The sequence below is a fragment of the Schumannella luteola genome (genome assembly GCF_013408685.1).
Taxonomy (GTDB): Bacteria; Actinomycetota; Actinomycetes; order Actinomycetales; family Microbacteriaceae; genus Schumannella; species Schumannella luteola.
The window spans coordinates 3201944-3224411 of record NZ_JACBZY010000001.1; the positions used below are offsets into that span (position 1 = coordinate 3201944).

At 71.3% G+C, this 22468-nt stretch carries 21 protein-coding genes; 2 read left to right on the top strand and 19 right to left on the bottom strand.

Annotated features, from left to right (window positions below; all coding sequences use genetic code 11):
* Positions 1-38 precede the first annotated feature (38 nt).
* The 17 genes from dapF to thyX form a co-directional block, all read right to left on the bottom strand.
* Positions 39-965 (bottom strand): diaminopimelate epimerase, encoded by a 927-nt coding sequence (gene dapF, locus BJ979_RS14595; RefSeq protein ID WP_179568992.1) that lies wholly within the window; start codon positions 963-965, stop codon positions 39-41.
* A gap of 226 nt (positions 966-1191) precedes the next feature.
* Positions 1192-2100, bottom strand: coding sequence for a tRNA (adenosine(37)-N6)-dimethylallyltransferase MiaA (gene miaA / locus BJ979_RS14600; protein ID WP_179570401.1), 909 nt, complete (start codon positions 2098-2100; stop codon positions 1192-1194).
* A gap of 59 nt (positions 2101-2159) precedes the next feature.
* The gene (gene miaB, locus BJ979_RS14605) at positions 2160-3695 is read right to left on the bottom strand and encodes a tRNA (N6-isopentenyl adenosine(37)-C2)-methylthiotransferase MiaB (protein WP_179568994.1); all 1536 of its coding nucleotides are present in this window, start codon (positions 3693-3695) and stop codon (positions 2160-2162) included.
* Between the two features lie 38 nt (positions 3696-3733).
* On the bottom strand, positions 3734-4876 hold the full coding sequence (locus BJ979_RS14610) for a regulatory protein RecX (RefSeq protein ID WP_179568996.1): 1143 nt from the start codon (positions 4874-4876) through the stop codon (positions 3734-3736).
* Positions 4877-5012: 136 nt separating this feature from the next.
* Complete coding sequence (recA, locus tag BJ979_RS14615; protein WP_179568998.1) at positions 5013-6122, bottom strand: recombinase RecA; 1110 nt, start codon at positions 6120-6122, stop codon at positions 5013-5015.
* 350 nt (positions 6123-6472) lie between these two features.
* On the bottom strand, positions 6473-6697 hold the full coding sequence (locus BJ979_RS14620; RefSeq protein WP_179569000.1) for a DUF3046 domain-containing protein: 225 nt from the start codon (positions 6695-6697) through the stop codon (positions 6473-6475).
* Positions 6698-6811: 114 nt separating this feature from the next.
* Positions 6812-7123 carry a helix-turn-helix domain-containing protein gene (locus tag BJ979_RS14625; protein WP_179569002.1) on the bottom strand — a complete coding sequence of 104 codons (312 nt, stop codon included), beginning with the start codon at positions 7121-7123 and terminating at the stop codon, positions 6812-6814.
* Between the two features lie 197 nt (positions 7124-7320).
* Complete coding sequence (locus tag BJ979_RS14630; RefSeq protein ID WP_179569004.1) at positions 7321-7821, bottom strand: CinA family protein; 501 nt, start codon at positions 7819-7821, stop codon at positions 7321-7323.
* Between the two features lie 14 nt (positions 7822-7835).
* Positions 7836-8471: a CDP-diacylglycerol--glycerol-3-phosphate 3-phosphatidyltransferase gene (gene pgsA, locus BJ979_RS14635; RefSeq protein WP_179570403.1), complete on the bottom strand. Its 636-nt coding sequence runs from the start codon at positions 8469-8471 to the stop codon at positions 7836-7838.
* A 93-nt stretch (positions 8472-8564) separates the two neighbouring features.
* Positions 8565-11354 (bottom strand): FtsK/SpoIIIE family DNA translocase, encoded by a 2790-nt coding sequence (locus BJ979_RS14640; RefSeq protein ID WP_179569006.1) that lies wholly within the window; start codon positions 11352-11354, stop codon positions 8565-8567.
* A 120-nt stretch (positions 11355-11474) separates the two neighbouring features.
* Positions 11475-12713 carry an ABC transporter permease gene (locus tag BJ979_RS14645; RefSeq protein WP_179569008.1) on the bottom strand — a complete coding sequence of 413 codons (1239 nt, stop codon included), beginning with the start codon at positions 12711-12713 and terminating at the stop codon, positions 11475-11477.
* Entirely contained in the window at positions 12713-13534 is an 822-nt protein-coding gene (locus BJ979_RS14650) for an ABC transporter ATP-binding protein (protein WP_179569010.1), read from the bottom strand. The genes BJ979_RS14645 and BJ979_RS14650 overlap by 1 nt, the downstream gene beginning before the upstream one ends.
* A 3-nt stretch (positions 13535-13537) precedes the next feature.
* Positions 13538-14515, bottom strand: coding sequence for a permuted SH3 domain-containing protein (locus tag BJ979_RS14655; protein WP_179569012.1), 978 nt, complete (start codon positions 14513-14515; stop codon positions 13538-13540).
* A gap of 226 nt (positions 14516-14741) precedes the next feature.
* Complete coding sequence (locus BJ979_RS14660) at positions 14742-16421, bottom strand: ribonuclease J (protein ID WP_179569014.1); 1680 nt, start codon at positions 16419-16421, stop codon at positions 14742-14744.
* 40 nt (positions 16422-16461) lie between these two features.
* Positions 16462-17439, bottom strand: a complete 978-nt coding sequence (gene dapA / locus BJ979_RS14665) for a 4-hydroxy-tetrahydrodipicolinate synthase (RefSeq protein ID WP_179569016.1) — start codon at positions 17437-17439, stop codon at positions 16462-16464.
* A gap of 165 nt (positions 17440-17604) precedes the next feature.
* Entirely contained in the window at positions 17605-18468 is an 864-nt protein-coding gene (locus tag BJ979_RS18200; RefSeq protein WP_179569018.1) for an endonuclease domain-containing protein, read from the bottom strand.
* A 254-nt stretch (positions 18469-18722) separates the two neighbouring features.
* Positions 18723-19436, bottom strand: coding sequence for an FAD-dependent thymidylate synthase (gene thyX, locus BJ979_RS14675; protein WP_343046790.1), 714 nt, complete (start codon positions 19434-19436; stop codon positions 18723-18725).
* A gap of 249 nt (positions 19437-19685) precedes the next feature.
* Between thyX and BJ979_RS14680 the strand changes: the two genes are divergently transcribed.
* Positions 19686-20111 carry an OsmC family peroxiredoxin gene (locus tag BJ979_RS14680; RefSeq protein WP_179569020.1) on the top strand — a complete coding sequence of 142 codons (426 nt, stop codon included), beginning with the start codon at positions 19686-19688 and terminating at the stop codon, positions 20109-20111.
* A 99-nt stretch (positions 20112-20210) separates the two neighbouring features.
* Positions 20211-21113 carry a TIGR01777 family oxidoreductase gene (locus BJ979_RS14685; protein ID WP_179569022.1) on the top strand — a complete coding sequence of 301 codons (903 nt, stop codon included), beginning with the start codon at positions 20211-20213 and terminating at the stop codon, positions 21111-21113.
* 39 nt (positions 21114-21152) lie between these two features.
* On the opposite strand, the gene BJ979_RS14690 is transcribed toward BJ979_RS14685, so the two are convergent.
* Positions 21153-21695, bottom strand: a complete 543-nt coding sequence (locus BJ979_RS14690; RefSeq protein WP_425502491.1) for a tetratricopeptide repeat protein — start codon at positions 21693-21695, stop codon at positions 21153-21155.
* On the bottom strand, positions 21688-22422 hold the full coding sequence (gene dapB / locus BJ979_RS14695) for a 4-hydroxy-tetrahydrodipicolinate reductase (RefSeq protein ID WP_179569024.1): 735 nt from the start codon (positions 22420-22422) through the stop codon (positions 21688-21690). Before dapB ends, BJ979_RS14690 begins: the two co-directional genes overlap by 8 nt.
* Positions 22423-22468: the final 46 nt, after the last annotated feature.

Sequence of the window (22468 nt, forward strand, 5' to 3'; positions counted from 1 at the left end):
TTCTTCGTCGCCGCTGTCGCCGCCGGCGTCGCGTGCGGTCAGCCGCGGGTGAAGCTGCCGGTGTAGACGAGCTCGGCCGGGCCGCTCAGCTCGACGCGGGTCGCATCCCCGTCGGCTCCGACGCGCACGCCGACCGTGCCGCCCGGAACATCCACGAGCCAACGGTCGATCGTGTCGCCAGCGAAGTGGCGCACCGCGAGCGCGGCCGCCGCGGCGCCGGTGCCGCACGACAGGGTCTCGCCGCTGCCGCGCTCGTGCACGCGCATCCGGATGCGGCCGGTGCCGTCCTGCACGAGCGGCTCGGCGGGCACGACGAACTCCACGTTCGCGCCGTGCGGCGGGATCGGACTCACCTGCGGGGCCCGGTGCAGGTCGAGGGCCTCCAGCTCGGACTCCTCGGCGAGCACGACGACGACGTGCGGGTTGCCGACGTCGATGCCGAGTCCGGGGCGGTCGACGTCGAGGCCGTCGGCGGCGACCGTCGGCTCGCCCTCCTCGACCCGGAACACGCCCAGGTCGACGGCCCAGCCGTCCATCTCGCGACGCAGCCGGCGCACGCCGCTGCGGGTGCCGATCGGGACCGTCTCGCCGACCGCGATGTCGGCGAGACCCGCGGTCACGAGGTACTCGCCGAAGACGCGGATGCCGTTGCCGCACATCTCGGCGATGCTGCCGTCGGCGTTGCGGTAGTCCATGAACCAGGTCGCGGTCGCGTCGTCGGCGAGCAGGGCCCGGCCCTCCTCGAGACGCTCGGAGCGGATCGCGCGGATGACGCCGTCGCCGCCGATGCCGAAGCGCCGATCGGCCAGAGCGGCCGCGTCGAAGGTCAGCTCGCCGTCGGGGTCGCTCAGCAGCACGAAGTCGTTGCCGGTGCCGTGGCCCTTGGTGAACACGAGACCCGTCGCTCGCTCGTCGGCCGCCGACGAAGCGGTGGATGCGGTGGTTCCGAGGGGCGCGCTGCTCACCCGCCCAGGCTACCGGCGCGCTCTGATGCCGGCCGCCCCGCGCCGTGTCGGAAACTCAGGCTGAGCGCGCGATCCCTACGGAGGCGGTCGTCGGTGACGGGCGGTGTCGGGATGTCCGCCTGAGTTTCCGACGTGCGGTGCGGGCCCGGATCTCCGGGACGCTGGTGCTCGGAGCGGCGTCGGCTGCGCCGTTGCGGGCGGGCGGCAGTCGGCGAGGGCAGACGGGTCAGCGGCGCAGCAGCGCCGCCGCCGCGGCGACGCGGTCGGGAGCGAGCGCGTCGAGCCAGCGCGTGTCGGGGTAGCGGCGGAACCAGCTGACCTGGCGGCGCGCGTAGCGTCGGGTCAGCGCCGCCGCCTCGGCGATCGCCTCCGCCTCCGTCGCGGTGCCGTCGAGCTGGGCGAGCGCCTGGGCGTAGCCGATCGCACGGGCGGCGGTCGTGCCGAAGCCGGCCGGGCGCAGTGCGGCGACCTCGTCGACGAGGCCCGCTGACCACATCCGCTCGACCCGTCGGTCGAGACGCTCAGTGAGCTGCGCGCGCTCGAGCTCGAGGCCGATCGTGATCGCGGGACGCCAGAGCGACTCCGACCCGGGCTGCCCGGTGCGGAAGGGCTTTCCGGTCAGCTCGATCACCTCGAGGGCGCGCACCAGTCGGCGGCCGTTGCTCGCGCCGATCTCCTGCGCCGAGGCGGGGTCGACCTCGAGCAGGCGTCGGTGCAGCAGCCCGGGGCCCTGCTCGTCGAGATCGCGTTCGAGCCGGTCGCGGATGCCGGGGTCGGTGCCCGGGAAGTCGTACTCGTAGAGCACGCTCGAGACGTAGAGCCCGCTTCCGCCGACGAGGATCGGCACCGCGTCGCGGGCGCGGATGCCCTCGACCACGGCGCGCGCCTCGCGCTGGTACGCGGCGACGCTCGCCTCCTCGGTGGGGTCGAGTACGTCGAGCAGGTGATGGGACACTCCGCGTCGCTCGGCGGGCGCCAGCTTCGCCGTGCCGATGTCCATGCCGCGGTAGAGCTGCATGGCGTCGGCGTTGACGATCTCAGCCGCGACCCCGTCGCGGGCGAGTGCCTCGGCGAGATCGAGTGACAGCTCGGACTTGCCGGTCCCGGTCGCGCCGATGACGGCGACGATCGGCAGCCCGTCGCGCGGTGATGCCGACTCGACCGCGCGGCTCTCGTCCGCGGGATCGGTCACGGTCAGAGGCCGGGGCGCAGCGGGATGCCGTCGCGCAGCGACGGGAGCCCGAGGCTGACACCGCCGCCGACGGCCGGCGCGTGCGCGGGCACAGCGCAGCTCTCAGCCTGGTCGCGATCCCAGGCGTCGCCGGCACGGGTGCGACGCACGGGGATCGGTGCGCCGTCGACGGAGTCGGCGATGAGGTAGAACGGCGCCGCCCGGCTGACCACGACCGAGGCGATGTCGCCCGGACGCGGCTCCACGCTGCCCGGCGTCAGCTCGAAGTGCACCAGGCGACCGTCTTCGGCGCGACCCGACAGACGGCTCGTCTCCGCGTCGCGGCGCCCCTCGGAGGGCGCGACCAGCACCTCGACGGGCGTGCCGATGAGCTTCTGGTTCTCCTCGTGCGAGATGCGCTCCTGCAGCTCGATCAGGCGCTCGTAGCGCTCCTGCACGACCGCCTTCGGCAGCTGATCGGGCATCGTCGCCGCGGGGGTGCCCGGGCGGATCGAGTACTGGAAGGTGAACGCCGACCCGAAGCGGGCCTGCTCGACGACGCGCATCGTCTCCTCGAAGTCCTCGTCGGTCTCGCCCGGGAAGCCGACGATGATGTCGGTGCTGATCGCGGCCTGCGGCATCTTGGCGCGCACGCGATCGAGGATGCCGAGGAAGCGCTCGGAGCGGTAGGAGCGGCGCATGGCCTTGAGGATGCGGTCGGAGCCGGACTGCAGCGGCATGTGCAGCTGCGGCATGACCGCCGGGGTCTCGGCCATCGCGTCGATCACGTCGTCGGTGAACGCCGCCGGGTGCGGGCTCGTGAAGCGAATGCGCTCGAGTCCCTTGATCGCACCCGCGGCGCGCAGCAGCTTGCCGAAGGCGAGGCGGTCGCCGAACTCGACGCCGTAGCTGTTGACGTTCTGCCCGAGGAGGGTGACCTCGATGGCGCCGTCGTCGACGAGCAGTCCGATCTCGCTGAGGATGTCGCCAGGCCGACGGTCGCGTTCCTTGCCGCGCAGGCTCGGCACGATGCAGAAGGTGCAGGTGTTGTTGCAGCCGACCGAGATGGAGACCCAGCCGCTCGCGGCGGACTCGCGACGCGTCGGCAGCGTCGAGGGGAAGACCTCGAGCGCTTCGAGGATCTCGAGCTGGGCGTCGCCGTTGTGCCGGGCGCGCTCCAGCAGGGTCGGCAGCGACCCCATGTTGTGCGTTCCGAAGACGACGTCGACCCACGGGGCCTTGTCGAGGATGACGGACTTGTCCTTCTGGGCGAGGCAGCCGCCGACGGCGATCTGCATGCCCTCGTGGTCGCGCTTCGCCGCGGCGAGGTGGCCGAGCGTTCCATAGAGCTTGTTGTCGGCGTTCTCGCGCACGGCGCAGGTGTTGATGACCACGACATCCGCTTCGACGCCGTCCTCGGCGCGCTGATAGCCGGCGGCCTCGAGGGAGCCGCTGAGTCGCTCGGAGTCGTGCACGTTCATCTGGCAGCCGAAGGTGCGCACCTCGTAGGTGCGCCGACGGTCGGCCGTGGGCTCGGTGGTGGTGTCGAGCAGCGTCATGGTGCGACGAGTCTAAGCCGCGTGACGGGCGCCGCCGCTCAGCGGAACCGCACCCCGGAGCCGCGATCGTTCCCCGCGAGCGCAGCGTCGACGGCGGTGCGGACGGTGCTGCCCGAATACCCCCGTCGCGCGAGATACGACGAGAGCCGGCGCACCGCCGTCTCCCGATCGAGCGAGCGCAGCTGCGCCGCCCGTTTGACGGCGATCTCGCGTGCGCGCGCGAGCTCATCGCCGGTGTCGACGAGCTCGAGCGCGTACTCGATCGCCGCCGGGGCCAGCAGACGGCGCGTCAGCTCGGCGGCGATCGCCGTACGGCCCAGGCCCTTGCGCTCCTGCAGGGTGCCCACGAGGTTCTGAGCGAGCGCCATGTCGTCGAGCAGCCCCGCCGACTCGAGCCGGGCCAGCTCGGCGTCGATCTCGCTCTCGTCGAACTCGCGCTGACGCAGCACTCGCTCCATCTCGCGGCGCGACATCCCACGGCGCGTCAGGGCGTGCATGGCGACGTTCTCCGCCTTGCGCGCGGCCTTGGCCGCGGCTCGCTCGGCAGCCTGCTCCTCGCGGGCGAGAGGACCGAGGTCGTCGGCGTCCGAGTCCTCGTCGCCGCGGTCGTCATCGACCGCGCCGCCTGCCCAGCGCGAGCGAGCGCCGGCGCGATCGATGCCGGGGGTCGCCCACTCGGGGTCGCCGTCGCCCGCATCCGAGATCCGCGCCATCGCACCGGACGAGCCACGTGATCCCGCCACTCCCGTGCGATCGGATGCACCGCCGCCGAGGCCGCTGGTGCCGGCGCCGTCATCGTCGGCGCCGATGCCCGCACCCGCGGCGCCGCGCGCGGGGTGCCGGGAGGCGCCCATGCGCGCGCGGCGACGCTCGAGCAGCTCGTCCACCTCGCCGAGCACGGTCGCGAGCGTCGGGAGATCATCGCCGCTCCGGGACGCAGTCGGAGCGACCGGCTCGGCACCGCGGGCGCCCGGCAGCCAGGTCACCGGAGCAAGTCGTGCGCCGGATCCGTCGACACGGCTCTCGCCGCCGACGCGGGCCTCGCCGCTGTCGTGAACTGACCCGTCCGCACCGGGCTGGACGGTCTCGCTCTCCCGGAACCAGCCCTCGTCGTCGAGACCGTTGCTTTTGCTGTTGCCGTTGCCGTTGCCGTTGCCGTTGCCGTTGCCGGAGTCGCTCATGCCCTGCGTCCTTCCGTCGTGCCGCCGTGACGCGGCTCAGATGTGGCTCCGGCCCGGGAGCGCGCTCGCGCGCCCGGGCAGGCTGTTCACTCGCGGATGGTCTCGAACTCCGTCTCGACCACCGCCTCGATCACGATCAGGCGCTCGCGGCCTTGCGGGCCTTGAGGCCCTCCTGCAGCGACGCGACGTTCTCCGTCTCGGCGACGGCCGCGGCGGCAGCCAGCTCCGCGGCCTGCGCCGCCTTGCCGGCCTCGCCGACACCGAGCTTGCCGAGGATCTTCGTCTCGATCTCCTGCGCGATGTCGGGGTGCTGCAGCAGGAAGTTGCGGGCGTTCTCCTTGCCCTGGCCGAGCTGATCGCCGTCGTAGGTGTACCAGGCGCCCGACTTCTTGACGATGGCGTGCTCGACGCCGTAGTCGATCAGGCTGCCCTCGCGGGAGATGCCGACGCCGTAGAGGATGTCGAACTCCGCCTGCTTGAAGGGCGGCGCCATCTTGTTCTTGACGACCTTGACGCGAGTGCGGTTTCCGACCGCGTCGGTGCCGTCTTTCAGGGTCTCGATGCGGCGGATGTCGAGGCGAACCGAGGCGTAGAACTTCAGCGCCTTTCCACCCGCGGTCGTCTCGGGGCTGCCGAAGAACACGCCGATCTTCTCGCGCAGCTGGTTGATGAAGATCATCGTGGTCTGCGTCTGGTTGAGACCACCCGTGAGCTTGCGCAGCGCCTGCGACATGAGTCGCGCCTGGAGGCCGACGTGCGAGTCGCCCATCTCGCCCTCGATCTCGGCGCGGGGCACGAGCGCCGCGACGGAGTCGACGACGATGAGGTCGATCGAGCCGGAGCGCACGAGCATGTCGGCGATCTCGAGCGCCTGCTCACCCGTGTCGGGCTGCGAGACGAGCAGGGCGTCGATGTCGACGCCGAGCTTCTTGGCGTACTCCGGGTCGAGGGCGTGCTCCGCGTCGATGAACGCGGCGATGCCACCGTTGCGCTGTGCGTTGGCGATCGCGTGCAGGGTCAGGGTCGTCTTACCCGACGACTCCGGGCCGTAGATCTCGATGATGCGGCCGCGGGGAAGCCCGCCGATGCCGAGCGCGACGTCCAGCGCGATGGAGCCGGTGGGGATGATCGCCACGGGGGCGCGCTCGTCGCTGCCGAGACGCATGACCGTGCCCTTGCCGAACTGACGGTCGATCTGTGCGAGGGCGGTCTCGAGGGCCTTCTCGCGGTCTGCTGCTGTGGGCATGTGCCGGTTCTCCTTCTGCTGGGCGAGCGGTGCTCGCGGTCGGTGCGCCCGTCTTCTGTCGTCTCCGTCGGGCCGATGTAGCAAGGCCGTCTGCTTCCGACAGGGCTGTCGAGCCATCTGTCTTCGACGTGGTCGACGCTAGGCCCGCCCACCGACATCCCGAGGGATCGACGGGCGGAACCAGCACAACTCGTCTTCGAAAGAGGCTGTGGAGGAATCGTAGCGAGAAGCGAACAGATGTTCGAGTGATTCGAACGTCGGCGTGTCGCGGATCGAACGCGTTCGAAGCAGAACGGACGCCGCGGACAGCACCGCGGAGTGCCGAGAGGGGCCCGGAGAAGCCGCCGCGGTCAGTCGCGCGGGTCCGGCAGCCCGACGCCGTGCCAGCGCTCGCGCGGTACGTCCCGCGAGCGGCACAGCGCGAGCCAGACGTCACGGGCGGGAATGCCGGCGGCGAGCGCCGCCTTCGGGGTGCGGTCGCCGAGCTCGCCCAGCTGCGAGTCCTCGATCAGCACCCGGCCGAAGGCCTCACCGAACTCGTCGGCGACGGCACGCTGGAACTCGCTGACCTTCACCCGCACCACGCTAGACGCCACGACCGACCGCCGCCGACCATGCGCCCCAGGACACGACGAAGCCCCGGTCTTCGAGAGGACCGGGGCTTCGTGATGTCTGTCGTGGACGGCTGCTCAGCGCACCGCGAATCCGGCGTCGAACTCCGCGACCAGCTCGTCGGGGAGGGTGTCGGGCACGATCGGCGCCACGCCCTCGAGAACCGCCAGTCGATCGCCGACCTCGCGCATGATGCTCGAGATCGGGGTGTCGAGAGCCTCGGCCACGGAGGCGAGGATCTCGGAGCTGGCTTCCTTCTGCCCGCGCTCCACCTCGCTGAGGTAGCCGAGTGCGACGCTGGCCTTGCTGGCGACCTGGCGAAGGGTCATGGCCTTCTGCAGTCGCACGTCACGGAGGACATCGCCGATTTCCTGTCGAACCAGAACCATGGTGATCCTCCTTCACTGTCTCGCCTCACCGGAGAGGCCAAGATAGCGCTCCCGATGCGAGAACTCTAACCAGCCCGGCCTGTCAAAGCCGTGTGAGGTCTTCGCTTGTAACGTGATCGAAACCGCCGCCATTCCCCAGACCCCAGTGCGCGGGTCAGGGGCGCCGATCGGGGGCTCGAGGGCCGCGCGGCGAGCCCTCAGCGCGAGGTGACGAGCACCTCGTCGAGCAGCGCGAGCACCGCATCCACCGCACCCCGACGGATCGCGGCACGGTCGCCGGAGAGCGCCAGCCGGCGCACCTCGATGCGCTCGTCGAGCGCGACCGCCACGAAGACCGTGCCGACGCCGTGCCCGTCCTGCGGGTCGGGCCCGGCCACCCCGGTCGTGCCGAGGCCGACGCGAGCGGCGCGCCCGTCGACGGCCAACGCGGCGCGCACGCGCTGCGCGAGCTGCGCGGCGACCTCGGGATGCACGGCGCTCTCCCGGTCGAGGAGGTCGCCATCCACCCCCACCACGTCGCGCTTGAGCGGAGTCGCGTACGCGACCACTCCCCCGTGCAGCACGGCCGAGATGCCGGGCACCGAGACCAGTTCGGCGACGACGAGACCGCCGGTCAGCGATTCGGCGACAGCCGTCGTGAGCGAGCGCTCGAGGAGCTCGGCGCCCAGCTCGGCGACGCTGCGAGGGGATGCGGACACGGCGCGGAGGTCGGTCAGGCGCGCGAGGCGGGGTCGGCGGAAACCGCGCCATCCGCCGGCTTCGACCGACCGGAACGCGCCGCCGCGACGAGGTACTCGATGCCGCTGCCGACCGTGAGCAGCACAGCCAGCGTCATGAGGCCCGTGTTGACCCAGTGCACCCAGTCGCCCAGCAGCGTCCAGAACGGCACCAGCGCGACGGTGACCGCCACGGCCTGCACGACGGTCTTGATCTTGCCCCAGATGGAGGCGGCGATCACCCGGTCGCGCAGCGCGATGAAGCGGAAGACGGTGATGCCGAACTCGCGCACGAGGATGACGACGGTCACCCAGACCGGCAGCTCGCCGAGGATCGAGAGGGCGACGAGCGCGCCGCCGACGAGGATCTTGTCGGCGATCGGATCGACCAGCTTGCCGAAGTCGGTCACGAGGTTCTGGCGGCGCGCGAGGAAGCCGTCGACCGAGTCAGTGAGGATCGCGACCAGGAAGAGCGCCGCGGCGACCCAGCGCAGCACGCCGTCGTGACCGCCGTCGCTCAGCAGGAGCCAGATGAACACCGGCGCGAGCAGGATGCGCACGACCGTGATGATGTTCGCCACGTTGCCGAGGCTGGCCTGGGTGTCGCCGTGCGAGGCGACGCGGCCGCGCATCGGATTCGTGCGGGGGCCGGTCGCGGGCGATTCGGACCGGCGTGAGTCGCCCGATCCGGGCTTGCCCGACGGAGTCGAGGAGAGGGCCATCGATTACCCCCTGCCAGTCAGATTCCAGGCGTCCTCGTCATCCGAGTCGCCGTCGACCTCAGGATAGCCGCTGGTCATCGCGGCGACGGGATCGTCCAGAGGATCCCCGGCGGCGCTGCCACCGGTCGCGCCGCCGCCCGGACGCGGGGTCATCGGCGCATCCGAACCGCCTCCGCCGCCGGCTCCCGAGCCGCCGGGGCCAGGCTCGCCGCGCAGGCGCGCGAGCACTTCGGGCAGCTGGTCGGGCGTGACGAGCACGTCGCGGGCCTTCGAGCCCTCCGAAGGTCCGACGATCTCACGCGATTCGAGCAGGTCCATCAGGCGCCCCGCCTTGGCGAAGCCGACGCGCAGCTTGCGCTGCAGCATCGACGTCGAGCCGAACTGGGTGCTGATGATCTGCTCCGCCGCCGCGAGCAGCAGCTCGAGGTCGTCGCCGATGTCGGCGTCGATCTCGCGCTTCTCGACCACGGCCGCGACATCCTCGCGGTAGTCGGGCTGGGCCTGCTTCTTGACGAACTCGACGACCTCGGCGATCTCCGACTCCTGCACCCAGGCGCCCTGAACGCGCACGGGCTTGCCCGCGCCCATCGGCAGGAAGAGCCCGTCGCCCTGGCCGATGAGCTTGTCGGCGCCGGGCTGGTCGAGGATGACCCGCGAGTCGGTCATGCTCGACACCGCGAAGGCGAGGCGCGACGGCACGTTGGCCTTGATCAGACCGGTGACGACATCCACCGACGGCCGCTGCGTCGCGAGCACGAGGTGGATGCCCGAGGCGCGCGCCAGCTGGGTGATGCGCACGATCGACTCCTCGACGTCGCGCGGCGCGACCATCATCAGGTCGGCGAGCTCGTCGACCACGACGAGGAGGTAGGGGTAGGGCTGCAGCACGCGCTCGCTGCCCGGCGGCAGCTGGATCTCGTTGGCGAGCACGGCGCGGTTGAAGTCGTCGATGTGACGGAAGCCGAACGACGCGAGGTCGTCGTAGCGCATGTCCATCTCCTTCACGACCCACTGCAGCGCCTCGGCGGCCTTCTTGGGGTTCGTGATGATGGGCGTGATGAGGTGCGGCACACCCTGGTAGATCGAGAGCTCGACGCGCTTCGGGTCGACGAGCACGAGGCGCACCTCGGCCGGCTTCGCCCGCATGAGCAGCGAGGTGATCATCGAGTTGATGAAACTCGACTTTCCCGAGCCGGTGGAGCCGGCGACGAGCAGGTGCGGCATCTTCGCGAGGTTCGCGACGACGAAGCCGCCCTCGACGTCTTTTCCGAGGCCGATCGACATCGGGTGCGAGCTCTTGCTCGCCGCGCCCGAGCGCAGCACGTCGCCGAGCGACACGATCTCGCGGTCGCGGTTGGGGATCTCGACGCCGATCGCGCTCTTGCCGGGGATCGGCGAGAGGATGTTGACCTCGTTCGAGGCGACCGCGTAGGCGATGTTCTTCGACAGGGCGGTGACCCGCTCCACCTTGACACCGTGGCCGACCTCGACCTCGTAGCGGGTGACGCTCGGGCCGCGCGTGAAGCCGGTGACCTTCGCGTCGACCTGGAACTGCGTCAGCACGCTCGTGATCGCCGCGATGATCTCGTCGTTCGCGGCGGTGCGCGCCTTCGGCGGCGTGCCCGCGGAGAGCGAGGACGCCGGGGGCAGCCGGTAGGGGCGCTTCGGCGCGGGCGCTCCGGGGCGCGCGGGCGCGGCGACAGCCGGGGCGACCTCGGGCTGCTCGCCCGTGTCGCCGTCGTCGCGGATGCCGACCGCGGCAGGGGTGACATCGCCGGTGAAGCGGTGCACCGCATCCTCGGCCTTCGCCAGCTCGTCGAGCAGGTCGAGATCGATGCCGCCGTCATCGGCGGTCGGAGTGGGCTCGATGACGTCGGTCGCCGCGGTCTGCTCGAGCTCGTCGACGACCGGGGTGTCGAAGGCGTCGGGGTCCTTCTTCTTGCCGCGACGCCACCAGGGCATCGACGTCTCGTCGTCCATGTCGAGGCCGAGGTCGCTGAAGGCGTCCATCTCGCCGGTGCCGCTCGCGTCGTCGTCCTTCGCGGCCTCCTTCGCGGGCTTCTCGGCCAGCTGCTCGCCGAAGAGCCAGGCGTAGAGCTCGCGGAAGCGTCGGCCGATGCGGTTCGGCGGCGTCTTGGTCATGATGAACAGCGAGATCACGAGCAGGAAGCCGACGAGCGGCGCCGAATACCAGGGCGAGCCGAGCGAGGCGAGCGGCTGGGCGACGACCCAGCCGATGACGCCGCCGCCGATCGCGAGGCCCGGCATCCCCTCGGCCGGCTGCGGCAGCCCGCCGACGAGGTGGCAGATGCCGCTGATGCTGACCAGGAAGAGCACGAGCCCGATGCCGATGCGGGTGTTGTCGTGCACGCTCGAGGGATGCCGGAACAGCCAGACGGCGAACAGCAGCATGATCACCGGGAGCGCGAAGGCGACACGGCCGAAGAGCCCGCCGAAGGTGTACATCTCGATCGCCTGGGCGATCTCGTTGCGCTGCAGGAACCACTCCACCGCGGCGCCCGCGATCGCGAGCAGCAAGAGCAGGAACGGCACGCCGTCGCGACGCTCCTCCTTGGCGAGGCTCTCTTTGCCGAACAGGCGCGCGGCGCCGCCGGCGACGTGCGCGAGCCCCAGCCAGGCGCGGGCGAGCAGACCCTGCTCTGCCGACTGCTTCTCGGGCTTCGGGACCGGGAGCTTCTTCGTCACCGCCTGGGTGCGCGAGCCTCCGCGCGCGCCGGAACCGCTCTTCGCGCCGGAGCGCGCGCGGGAACCCGACCGGGTGCTGGTGGCCATGGGGTCACGGTAGCCGCGAGCACCGACGCGGCAACGGAGGCGCGGCGGGGACGCGCCGTTCGACCATCACCGTCGCGGCGAGGATTCGCCGTTCGGCCGCGCCGGCCGGCGCACTCCCGCTCACAGGCGGATCGCGTCGATCGGCTTGACCCGCACCGCGACGAGCGCGGGCACGAGTCCGGCGAGCGCGCCGACCACCGTGGCCGACACCAGTCCGATGATCGCGGCCGAGATCGGGAACGGCGGCACGTCCTGCACGTCGGAGCTGATGAAGCCCGCGACCCACGGGTTCTTCAGCAGCGCGACGGCGAGCGCGACCCCGATGAGGCCGGCGACCATGGTCGCCACGACACTCTCCATCATCACCCCGAAGAACACCCGTCCGGCGGTCGCGCCGAAGCTGCGGCGGATGCCGATCTCTCGCACGCGGTACTTCACCGTGACGAGGGAGATGTTGACGAGCCCGAGCGCGCCGAGCAGCAGGACGAGTCCGGCGATGCCGCCGACGACGAGCTTCACGACGAGGAAGGGGTCCTCGCCGCCGAGCTGCGCGGCGTAGTCGTTGCGCGACGGGTTGACCTGCCAGCCCTCGCCGAGCGCGGACGACATGGTCGCGGCGATGCGCGTCTGCAGTTCGTCGGCGACCGACGGCGGCACCCAGGCCTCGTAGCTCGGCGTCACGATCCATCCCTCGTTGCCCTGCTCGGGGTGAGTGAGGCCGACGCGCGCGTAGTCGTCGTAGAGCATGGTCATCGACAGGCAGTTGCCCTGACAGGTCTCGCCCGTGACGCCGACCACGACCGCCGTCGTCGGCGAGAGCCCGTCGAGCGGGAAGTTCGGATGCGTGCGCAGGTCGGGCTGCCCGAGCACGGTCCAGAGGTCGCGGCTGATGACGACAGCCGGGGCGAAGCGCTCGGAGTCGGCCTCGGTGAACCACCGTCCTTCGCGCACCGACAGCCGGTGCATGGTGACGTAGTCGGGGTCGATGCCCATCAGGTTGATGTCGACGGCGCCGGTCGGCAGCGAGACGGGCACGTAGTCGGAGATCACCCGGCTCGTCCACTCGATGTCGTAGCGCTGCGCGGCGGCATCGAAGGCCGAGGTCACGAGCGCGGGATCGGGCTTCTTCATCCCCGTCGTGTCGGTCGGCTGGAACGACAGCAGCGCAGGGCGGCCGCTGTAGCGCTCCTGCTGCTCGCGCTGTGACTGCTCGGCGACGGCGCCGAGGGCGGTGACGGCGGTGAGCGCGGCGACCGCGACGGCGACGCCGATCAGGCTGAGCATCACGCGCAGACGGCTGACGCGCAGCTCGCCCCAGGCCTCGACGAGTGCGGCGGCGATGGCGGTGAGGAAGCGCATCAGAGGGTCTCCGCCGTGGTCGGGTTCGGGATCGGCGCCGCCGGCGTCGCAGCTGTGGGCGCGGCGCCCAGTGGCGCGGCTGCGGGGCGCGCGGCGACCGGAGCCGCGGCGCCCGCGAGCACCGGCTCCCGCGGCTCCGCGGTCGAGGGCGTCAGCACGCCCTGGTCGAGGCGGTAGTGACGACGGGCGAGTGAGGCGACGTTGCGATCGTGGGTGATCGTGATCAGCGCGGCCCCCGAGTCCTCGGCGACCTGGTCGAGCAGCGCCATGACGCGCTCGCCGGTCTCGACGTCGAGGGCGCCGGTCGGCTCGTCGGCGAGGATCAGCCGCGGTCCGCGCACCAGGGCGCGGGCGATCGCGACGCGCTGCTGCTCGCCGCCCGACAGCTGCGTCGGCAGCGCGTCCAGCCGCGAGCCGAGTCCGACGCGGTCGAGCATGTCGGCTGCGAGCCGACGTCGGCGCCAGAACTGCTGCGGCGGCGCGTAGAGCAGCGGGGTCATCACGTTCTCGATCGCCGTGCGGCCGGCCAGCAGGTTGAACTGCTGGAAGATGAATCCGACATCCCGGCCGCGGCGGCGGTCGCGCTGGCCGGAGCGCATCCGCTCGAGCGGGATCTCGTCGAACACGAGGCGGCCCGAGCTCGGCTCGTCGAGCAGGCCGAGCAGGTTGAGCAGCGTCGACTTGCCGCTTCCTGAGCGGCCGACGATGCTGACGTGGTCGCCCACCTCGACCTCGAGGTCGATGCCGCGCAGGATGTGCAGCGGCTCGGCATCCGGCAGCTCGACCATGCGGGTCACCTGCTCCAGTCGCAGAAGAGCCACGGCTCAGCCCTGCACGGCGCCGTCGACGGCGACCTTGGCCGGGGCGCCCGGCACGAACTGCAGGATCTCGTCGCCCTCGGCGAGGCCCTCGGTGATCTCGACGTCCTTGCCGTCGCTGAGGCCGAGCTTCACGTCCTTCTTCACGGGCTTGCCGCCCTTGGCGTCGGGCACGTAGACGACGCCGGTGCCCGCCGAGCCCTGCACGGCCGTCGCCGGCACGGTCAGCACGTCGGTCGCGACCCCGCCAGCGATCGACATCTTCGCGGCGAGCCCGGTGAAGACGGTCACCTCGGCCGGGACGGCGCAGCGCACCGTGGTGGTGGGCGTCGCGGACGCCGCCCCGTCTCCATCACCCGGCGCGCTCGCCGCGGCGCCGGCCCCGTTGAGCGGCGTCGTGATCGACAGCCCGGTGCAGGTGAAGGGAGCGGGACCGCCCGTGATCGTCACGGTCGCCTCGGTGGGCCGGTTCAGCAGGCGGTACTGGTCGGCGGCGGCGAGGCTGCCGGTGACCGAGAAGGTGGGCGGCGCGACCTGCCCGATGGCGTCGCCGACGGCGACCTGCTGGCCGACGATGATCGGCAGCGCGGACAGCACGCCGCCGGAGCCGGCCTTGACCGTGACCGTCTTCACGATCGGCTGACCCTCGGGCGAGATGGTCTCCGAGCGGATGACGGCCACCGGGGTGTCGGCCGCCACCGGGGCGCCCAGCGCCGCCGTGATCTTCGTCACCTCGCCGGCCAGCGTCGCCTTGACCGGGGCGGCCGGATCGGCGGAGACCGTCGCATCCAGCTTCACCTCGTTCGTGATCGTGCCCTTCGTGACCGACACGGTGGGGTCGACGATCTGGCCCGTCGGACGCGCGGAGTCCTTGCCGTCGTCGGAGAGTCCGTCGATGAAGGCGAGCTTGACGAGTGCGACCGCGATCGCGGCGATGACGACGAGACGGAGGATCGGGAAGACCCATTTCCGTGCGATGCCCATGGGGACCTCCGGGTGTGACGAATGCTCTGTTCACCCTAGGTGCGCGCTGTGCGCAGAAGATCATCCAGGAGGACGAGATGACGCGCGTGTCGCTCCGCCCTGAGAGCGAGAAATGCGCAGCGGCGGGATCGAGCACCGACTGGCGCTGCCGCGCGGAGATGCGAACGCGGGCCCGCCCCGGAGGACGGACCCGCGTTCGATGCGCGGCAGGCCGGGCGGTCGGCGCTCAGGCCTCGATGACGACCGGCACGATCATCGGCCGGCGACGGTGCTGGGTGTTGACCCAGCGGCCGACCGTGCGGCGCACGACCTGCGCGAAGCCGTGCTGGTCGCGGGTGCCGTTCTGGGCGGCCTCGCTCAGCGCGGCCACGATCTTCGGCTTGACGTCGTCGAACACGGCCTCGTCCTCGGCGAAGCCGCGCGACTGGATCTCCGGCCCGACGATGACGCGACCGGTCTGCTTGTCGACCGCGACGAAGATCGAGATGAAGCCCTCCTCGGCGAGGATGCGGCGGTCCTTGAGGTCAGCGTCGGTGATCTCGCCGACGGTCGAGCCGTCGACGTAGACGTAGCCGAGATCGAGCTGGCCGACGATGTTCGCCAGGCCGTCCTTGAGGTCGAGCACGATGCCGTTCTCGCCGACGAAGGTGTTCAGCTCGGGCACGCCGGTCTCGACCGCGAGCGCGGCCGACGCCGTCAGGTGGCGGGCCTCGCCGTGCACCGGCAGCACGTTGCGCGGCTGCAGGATGTTGTAGCAGTAGAGCAGCTCACCCGCGGCGGCGTGACCCGAGACGTGCACCTTGGCGTTGCCCTTGTGCACGACCTTCGCGCCGAGCTTCGTGAGCCCGTTGATCACGCGGTAGACGGCGTTCTCGTTGCCGGGGATCAGACTCGAGGCCAGGATCACCGTGTCGCCCTCGCCGACCTCGATCTGGTGGTCGAGGTTCGCCATGCGCGCGAGCACGGCCATCGGCTCGCCCTGCGAACCCGTGCTCATGTAGACGACCTGGTCGTCGGGCAGCTTCATCGCCTTCTTGGCGTCGATGAGCACGCCATCCGGCACGCGCAGGTAGCCGAGGTCCGAGGCGATCCCCATGTTGCGGATCATCGAGCGGCCGATCAGCGCGACCTTGCGGCCGTTGTTCACCGCCGCATCCAGAACCTGCTGCACGCGGTGCACGTGGCTCGAGAAGCTCGCGACGATCACGCGGCGCCTGGCCTTCGCGATGACGTTCTCGAGCACCGGGCCGATGTCGCGCTCGAGCGGCGTGAAGCCGGGCACGTCGGCGTTCGTCGAGTCGGGCAGGAAGAGGTCGACGCCCTCCTCGCCGAGCCGCGCGAAGGCGCGCAGATCGGTGATGCGCTCGTCGAGCGGCAGCTGATCCATCTTGAAGTCGCCCGTGTGCAGCACGAGGCCGGCGGGGGTGCGGATCGCGACCGCGAGCGCGTCGGGGATCGAGTGGTTGACGGCGACGAACTCGGTCTCGAAGGGCCCGAGCTTCTCGATCTGGCCCTCGTGCACGATGTGCGTGTAGGGCTTGATGCGGTGCTCTTTGAGCTTCGCCTCGACGAGCGCGAGAGTCAGGTTCGAGCCGATCAGGGGGATGTCGGCGCGCAGACGCAGCAGGTACGGCACCGCGCCGATGTGGTCTTCGTGGCCGTGCGTCAGCACGACCGCGACGATGTCGTCGAGGCGGTCACGGATCGGCGCGAAGTCGGGCAGGATCAGGTCGACCCCGGGCTGGTGCTCTTCGGGGAAGAGCACGCCGCAGTCGACGATGAGGATCTTGCCGTCGAACTCGTAGGCCGTCATGTTGCGGCCGATCTCGCCGAGACCGCCGATCGGGATGACGCGCAGGGTGCCCGGTTCGAGCGGAGCGGGCTGATAGATGTCGATGGCGGGCATTCTGTCCTTGTGGTCGTGGCCGGGGCGCCCGGCCGGTGTTCTAGCGCGTCGTGCCGGCGACCTTGGGCAGCGCGCCGCCGGCGGCGGCGTTGCGGTCGGGCCGGAAGTTCTTGAAGTCGACGCCGTCGATGGCGCCGACGAGGGCGAGCTCGTCCTCGATCTGAGCGGCCTCCCACTCCTCCGGCCCGACCAGCGGCAGGCGCACGCGGGGGCTGGAGATGCGGCCGAGGCCGTGCAGCACGTACTTCGCCGCGACGGTGCCGGGCACGTGGGTCATGATCGCGCGCACGAGCGGCTCGAGAGCCTGGTGCGCGGCGGTCGCGGTGGCGAGGTCGCTCGCGTTCACCGCGTCGATGATCGTGCGGTACGGCGCCGAGGCCACGTTCGCGGTGACGCCGATGAGGCCGGTCGCGCCGATCGACAGGTGCGGCAGCACGTTGGCGTCGTCGCCCGAGAAGTAGAGCAGGTCGGTCTGGTTCAGCACGCGGCTGACCTGGCTGAAGTCGCCCTTCGCATCCTTGATCGCCCGCACGTTGGGGTGCTTGGCGATGCGCAGGATTGTCTCGTAGGCGATCGGCACGCCGGTGCGGCCGGGGATGTCGTAGAGGATGACCGGCAGGTCGGTCGAGTCGGCGACCATGCGGAAATGCGTGAGGATGCCGGCCTGGGTCGGCTTGTTGTAGTACGGCGTGACGATCATGATGCCGTCGGCGCCGGCCTTCTCGCTGGCCTTGTAGAGCTCGATCGCGTGGGCCGTCTCGTTCGAGCCGCCGCCGGTGATGATCTTGGCGCGGCCGGCGCTGACGCTCTTCGCGACCTCGACGAGCTTCAGCTTCTCGGGGTCGGTGAGCGTGCTGGTCTCGCCGGTCGTGCCGGTGACGACGATGCCGTCGGCGCCGTCCTGGATGCAGCGGTCGATGTGCTTCTCGACGTCGTTCCAGTCCACTTCGCCGTCGGCGGTGAACGGGGTCACCAGCGCGACGAGGACCTGACCGAACGGGTTCTCAGAAGTCGACACGCCTCACAGGCTAGCGGAGCGCGGGGGTCGCGTTCTCGCGGTGACGATCTCAAGGAGTTGCTGTCACTAGTGTGGCTGCTGTTGCTCACCAGCATCATGAGTCACAGCGACTCCTTGAGATGGTTCCGACGTCGTGAAGCGGAAGCGAGCTTCGGCATCCCGGCGTCAGATGCGGTGATCTCCGCGGGCGAGTGCAGCTCGGAGTGCGGCCTCGACCGAAGGCCAGTCATGCATGACCTGCCGGTAGGTGAAGCGCAGGATGCGATAGCCCGCCGCGATGAGTCGAGCGTCTCGATCGGCGTCGCGCTCCCGATCGTGGAACTCGCGGCTGTCGATCTCGACGACGAGCCGATCGCCGAGCACGGCATCCACTCGATCGGGACCGATCCAGACCTGCTGACGGATGCGGATCCCGAGCCGCGACGCCCTGCGGACGAAGAGCGTCTCGGTGCCGCTGCCGGCCAGCGGCGTCGCTGTCGAGAGCAGAGCTCGAAGATGGTCAGGCAGCTGTCGGGTGACCGCACTCAGCTCGTGCTGACGCAGCACCCTGTTCGCGAGGGCCGACTCGACGACGACCAGCGCGACCTCCGGCGTCTGACACCGCGCGATGTCGACGAGCATCTGGACTCGCCCCGCCAGGAGGCGGCTTCCGGTTCCCTGCCGCAATGTGGCGTCAGCGGACCAGTGGACGACCGCCTCACCCGATGCGAGGCGTCGCATGGCGTCGTGCGGAGATCGAAGCTGCGCCGCGCTGTTCGAGACTCCGACGTGCACGACGGACGGCGCCTCGGGAATCCAGAGCCGCCGGTGCGCGGCCGCCGAAAGGCAGGTCAGGCGGCCACCGACGCGCGCGGCCGCCATCAGCGGTCCCGGCATGGCCGGATCGGCGTACCAGCCTTTTCGCACATGGGTCAGGCCGCGATCGAGCACGAGCTGACGGATGCGCACGCGAGTCACTCCGAGTCCCAGCAGCTCCGCCGTGGAGATCAGGCCGCCTCGCTGTGCGATCTCACGCCGGATCCGGTCCACCCATCGAGGCTGGCGCGCTTTCCCTCGTCACGGGGCGTCGATCGAGCCGACGGAGAAAACCCGACTCGCACGGCAGGTGTGGAGGAGAGCGGCTCGGCGGGGCGCGGACAGACCATCTCAAGGAGTTGCTGTGACTGGTGAGGCGCGTGGTGCTCAGCAGTCTCTCGAGTTGCAGCAACTCCTTGAGATGGTTCGGGCCGGGCGGCTCGGTCAGCCGATGGATCGGGATCTGCGGCGGACCGCGGGCGGGTCGGTCAGGGGGCGACGCGGCCGTTCGCCTGGAAGGCGGCGTGGGTGAGCGGCATGAGCGGCTTCCACAGCTCCTCCATCTGCTCGGCCGCCATCTCGATCTCGCGCTGCGGGAACGAGGGGAAGTGCGAGTCCTCGTGCTTGGTGCGCAGCGAGAGGAAGTTCATGAGCGAGCGCGCGTTGACGGTCACGTACATCGACGAGTAGATCGAGACCGGCAGCACGGCGCGGGCGACCTCGCGGGCGACCCCGGCGTCGAGCATGCGCAGGTAGCTCTCGTAGGCCTCCGTGGCGACGCGACGGCTCTCGGCGACGACCAGCTCGTGCTGCTCGGCCGTGCCCTCCTCGAAGACGTAGGCGCCGGGCTTGCCGACCTGCACGAGCCGACGCTCGGGGCCGGGCACGTAGAAGACGGGGCGCAGCTGGCGGTAGCGGCCCGACTCCTCGTTGTACGAGGCGATGCGGTGGCGCATGAACTCGCGGAACACGAAGATCGGCGCCTGCACGTAGAAGGTGAGCGAGTTGTGCTCGAAGGGCGAGCCGTGGCGGTCGCGCATGAGGTAGTTGATGAGGCCGCGATCGCGGTCGGTGGCCTCGGTTCCGGCGGCGGCCGCATCCAGCGTCTTCTCGCCCTGCGTCGACACCCGCGCGGCGAACAGCACGTCGGAGTCGCTCGCGCTCGAGCGCACCAGCTCGACCTTCACATCGGAGCGGAACACCGGCTCCGGGGCGGCTGCGGCAGCCGGATCGGGGGCGGACGAGGCGGCGGGGGCAGGAGCGTCGGACACGGCCTTCACCCTAGCGAGGACGACCGACGTCGTCCTCGCACCCGGGCGGCGTCAGCCCATCGAGTCGCCTCGCGCCGCCCGAATCAGGGAGTCGCGTGGATGACCGTCCTCGGGTCGGCGCCCGCGCGTAGTGTGATCGGCACCCCGCACTCCCCCGACGGCTTCAGCGAGGAGCACCCCATGGCAGTGACCAGCGAGGCGACGACGCTCTGGTTCGGCGATCTGGCGAGCGGCTCGGGCACGACGAGTCTCGACTCCTCCGACGCCGGCGAGTTCCCGGTGACGTGGGCGGCGCGCGCCGAGGGCGTGGCCGGTCGCACCAACCCCGAGGAGCTGCTCGGCGCCGCGCACTCCGCCTGCTTCTCGATGGCGCTGTCGAACGCCCTCGGCCAGGCGGGCACGCCGCCGGAGAGCCTGCAGGTCACTGCCGCGGTCACCTTCGTGCCCGGCCAGGGCATCACGGGCAGCCATCTGCTCGTCAGCGCGAAGGTGCCGGGGCTCAGCGAGGCCGGCTTCGCCGCCGTCGCTGAGGAGGCGAAGCGGGGCTGTCCGGTCTCGCAGGCGCTCGCCGGCATCCCGATCACGCTCGAGGCGAGCCTCGCCTAGTTGCGCGACCTCCGGAGCGCATCGCGCCCTCATCGCCGTCGACGTCCCGATCGTCGGCGACATCGCATCCCGTCCCTCCCCCGAAGCGAAAGACCCCGCATGGCCCGCACACGTCGGGTGCTGATCTCCGGAGCCTCCGGACTCGTCGGCACCGCCCTCACGAAATCCCTCCGCTCCGCCGGCGACGAGGTGCGCCACCTCGTGCGCCGCGATCCGCGCAGCTCCGAGGAGGTGCGCTGGGATCCGGGCGCCGGGCGGCTCGACCCCGCCGAGCTGGAGGGGGTGGATGCGGTGGTCAACCTCTCCGGCGCCAGCGTCGGCCGCATCCCCTGGACCGCCGGCTACCGCGCCGAGCTGCGCGATTCGCGCCTCGACACGACCCGCACGATCGCCACCGCGATCGGTCGAGCGAAGGCGGCGCCGAAGACGCTGATCAACGCCTCGGCGGTCGGGATCTACGGCGACCGGCCCGGCGAGCGGCTCACCGAGGACTCGGCGCCGGGCAGCGGCTTCCTGCCCGAGCTCGTCGTCGACTGGGAGGCTGCGGCCCAGACGGCGTCAGACCGCACCCGCGTCGTGAGCATCCGCTCGGGTGTCGTCGTCGCGCACGGCGGAGGATTCGGTCCGGTGCGGCAGCTGACGCAGTTCGGCCTCGGCACGCGCTTCGGCTCGGGCGGGCAGTTCTGGCCGTGGATCTCGCTGTTCGACGAGGTCGCGGCGATCCGGCACCTGCTCGACTCGGAGCTGGCGGGTCCGGTCAACCTGGTCGGTCCGACTCCGGCGACGAGCGATCGGGTGACGAGGGTCTACGCGCGCGAGCTGCACCGGCCCCGGCTGCTGCCGGCGCCGGAGTTCGCGGTGAGGATGCTCGGCGAAGCCGGGCAGCGGCTGCTGCTCGACAGCGCCGAGGTGCTGCCGACGCGACTGCGCTCGGACGGCTTCCACTGGAAGCACAGCGAGATCGACGACGCGGTGGTCGCGGTCGTGCACGGGGAGGCGTAGGACACCGCGGATGCAGCGCCCGACCGGCCCGACCGGTCGTCAGGCGCGGGAGAAGCGGATCGCCTGACGCGTCGCCCAGCGCGCGCGGCGGCGGTCGCCGCTCGCGTCGTAGACGAGTCCGAGACGGAACCAGGCGCGCCAGTCCTCGGGCGCGGCCTCGACCGCCTCGCGGTAGCGCGGGAACACGGCCTCGGCGGCGTCGCGGTCGACGCGGCCGCTGGCGTGCACCGGCAGCGGCTCGGCGGGCATGCCGTTCTCGGCCTCGAGCCGGGCCGCGAGCCGGTCGGCGCGCACGGCGAAGAGCAGCTCGGCTCCGAGCGCCCAGATGCCGAGCAGCGGCAGCACGATCAGCGCGACGCCCAGGGCGATCGCGATGGGCACGCCGGTCGACAGCAGCAGGATCGCGTAGCCCAGCGCGAAGACCAGGTAGAGCAGCAGCAGCGCCGCCATGACGATGACCGCGGCGCGGGCGCGCAGCAGCGCGCCGCGGCGGCGCGGCAGCGCCCCGGCGCCGGCGGTGGATGCGGGCTGAGCCGATCGATCCTGCGCAGCCGGCTGGTCCTGCTCGGCCGACTCAGGCATCCAGGCCCAGGATCGCGTCGAGTCCGACGGTGAGCCCGCGCGCCTCGGGCAGTGCCCGCAGCGCCGCGAGGATGCCGGCCTCGTAGGAGCGCCCCGAGATCGTCTGGTGGGTGAGGCGCAGCACCTCGCCCTCGCCGCCGAAGACGACGTCCTGCTGGGCCACGATGCCGGCCAGGCGCATCGAGTGCACGGGGATGCTCGCCACCTGCTGCCCGCGGGCGCGCTGGTCGACGTGCGGCGCCTCGACGGGGCCGAGCTCGGCGCGGGCGGCGGTGATGAGCTCGGCGGTTCGCGTCGCGGTTCCCGACGGCGAGTCGATCTTCGTCGCGGCGTGCGCCTCGATGATCTCGACCGAGTCGAAGTAGCGGCCCGCGATCGTCGCGAAGCGGGTGGCCAGCACCGATCCGATCGAGAAGTTCGGCACGACGATGACGCCCAGGTCGGGCAGCTCGGCGAGTCGGTGGCCGAGCTTCGCGAGACGCTCGGCGTTCCAGCCGGAGGTGCCGACGAGCACCGGCTTGCCGGCGGCGAGCGCCGCCTCGACGACCGTGGGCGATACGACCGGGATGGTCATGTCGACGACGAGGTCGACGTCGGCGAGCGCCTCCAGCCCGTCTTTCGACGACAGTCGGGCCGCGACCTCGAAGCCCTCGGTGCGGTCGATCAGATCGGCGGCGAGGCCACCCAGCTTTCCGGTGGCGCCGACGACGGCGACTCGTGAGGTCATGGCATCCAGCCTAGGCGAGCACGCAGTGCGCGACCGGCGAGCCCGA

Bases quoted from the DNA above. Each gene is read 5' to 3' on its own strand.
- miaB (WP_179568994.1), bottom strand. From the start codon at position 3,695: ATGACGCTGCTCGACACCACCACCGAGCCCACGGCCGACCGTCGGCGC.
- BJ979_RS14610 (WP_179568996.1), bottom strand. From the start codon at position 4,876: ATGAGCGACTCCGGCAACGGCAACGGCAACGGCAACGGCAACGGCAAC.
- recA (WP_179568998.1), bottom strand. From the start codon at position 6,122: ATGCCCACAGCAGCAGACCGCGAGAAGGCCCTCGAGACCGCCCTCGCA.
- BJ979_RS14625 (WP_179569002.1), bottom strand. From the start codon at position 7,123: ATGGTTCTGGTTCGACAGGAAATCGGCGATGTCCTCCGTGACGTGCGA.
- pgsA (WP_179570403.1), bottom strand. From the start codon at position 8,471: ATGCGCGGCCGCGTCGCCTCGCACGGCGACACCCAGGCCAGCCTCGGC.
- BJ979_RS14640 (WP_179569006.1), bottom strand. From the start codon at position 11,354: ATGGCCACCAGCACCCGGTCGGGTTCCCGCGCGCGCTCCGGCGCGAAG.
- BJ979_RS14645 (WP_179569008.1), bottom strand. From the start codon at position 12,713: ATGCGCTTCCTCACCGCCATCGCCGCCGCACTCGTCGAGGCCTGGGGC.
- BJ979_RS14655 (WP_179569012.1), bottom strand. From the start codon at position 14,515: ATGGGCATCGCACGGAAATGGGTCTTCCCGATCCTCCGTCTCGTCGTC.
- BJ979_RS14660 (WP_179569014.1), bottom strand. From the start codon at position 16,421: ATGCCCGCCATCGACATCTATCAGCCCGCTCCGCTCGAACCGGGCACC.
- BJ979_RS14680 (WP_179569020.1), top strand. From the start codon at position 19,686: ATGGCAGTGACCAGCGAGGCGACGACGCTCTGGTTCGGCGATCTGGCG.
- BJ979_RS14685 (WP_179569022.1), top strand. From the start codon at position 20,211: ATGGCCCGCACACGTCGGGTGCTGATCTCCGGAGCCTCCGGACTCGTC.
- BJ979_RS14690 (WP_425502491.1), bottom strand. From the start codon at position 21,695: ATGCCTGAGTCGGCCGAGCAGGACCAGCCGGCTGCGCAGGATCGATCG.
- dapB (WP_179569024.1), bottom strand. From the start codon at position 22,422: ATGACCTCACGAGTCGCCGTCGTCGGCGCCACCGGAAAGCTGGGTGGC.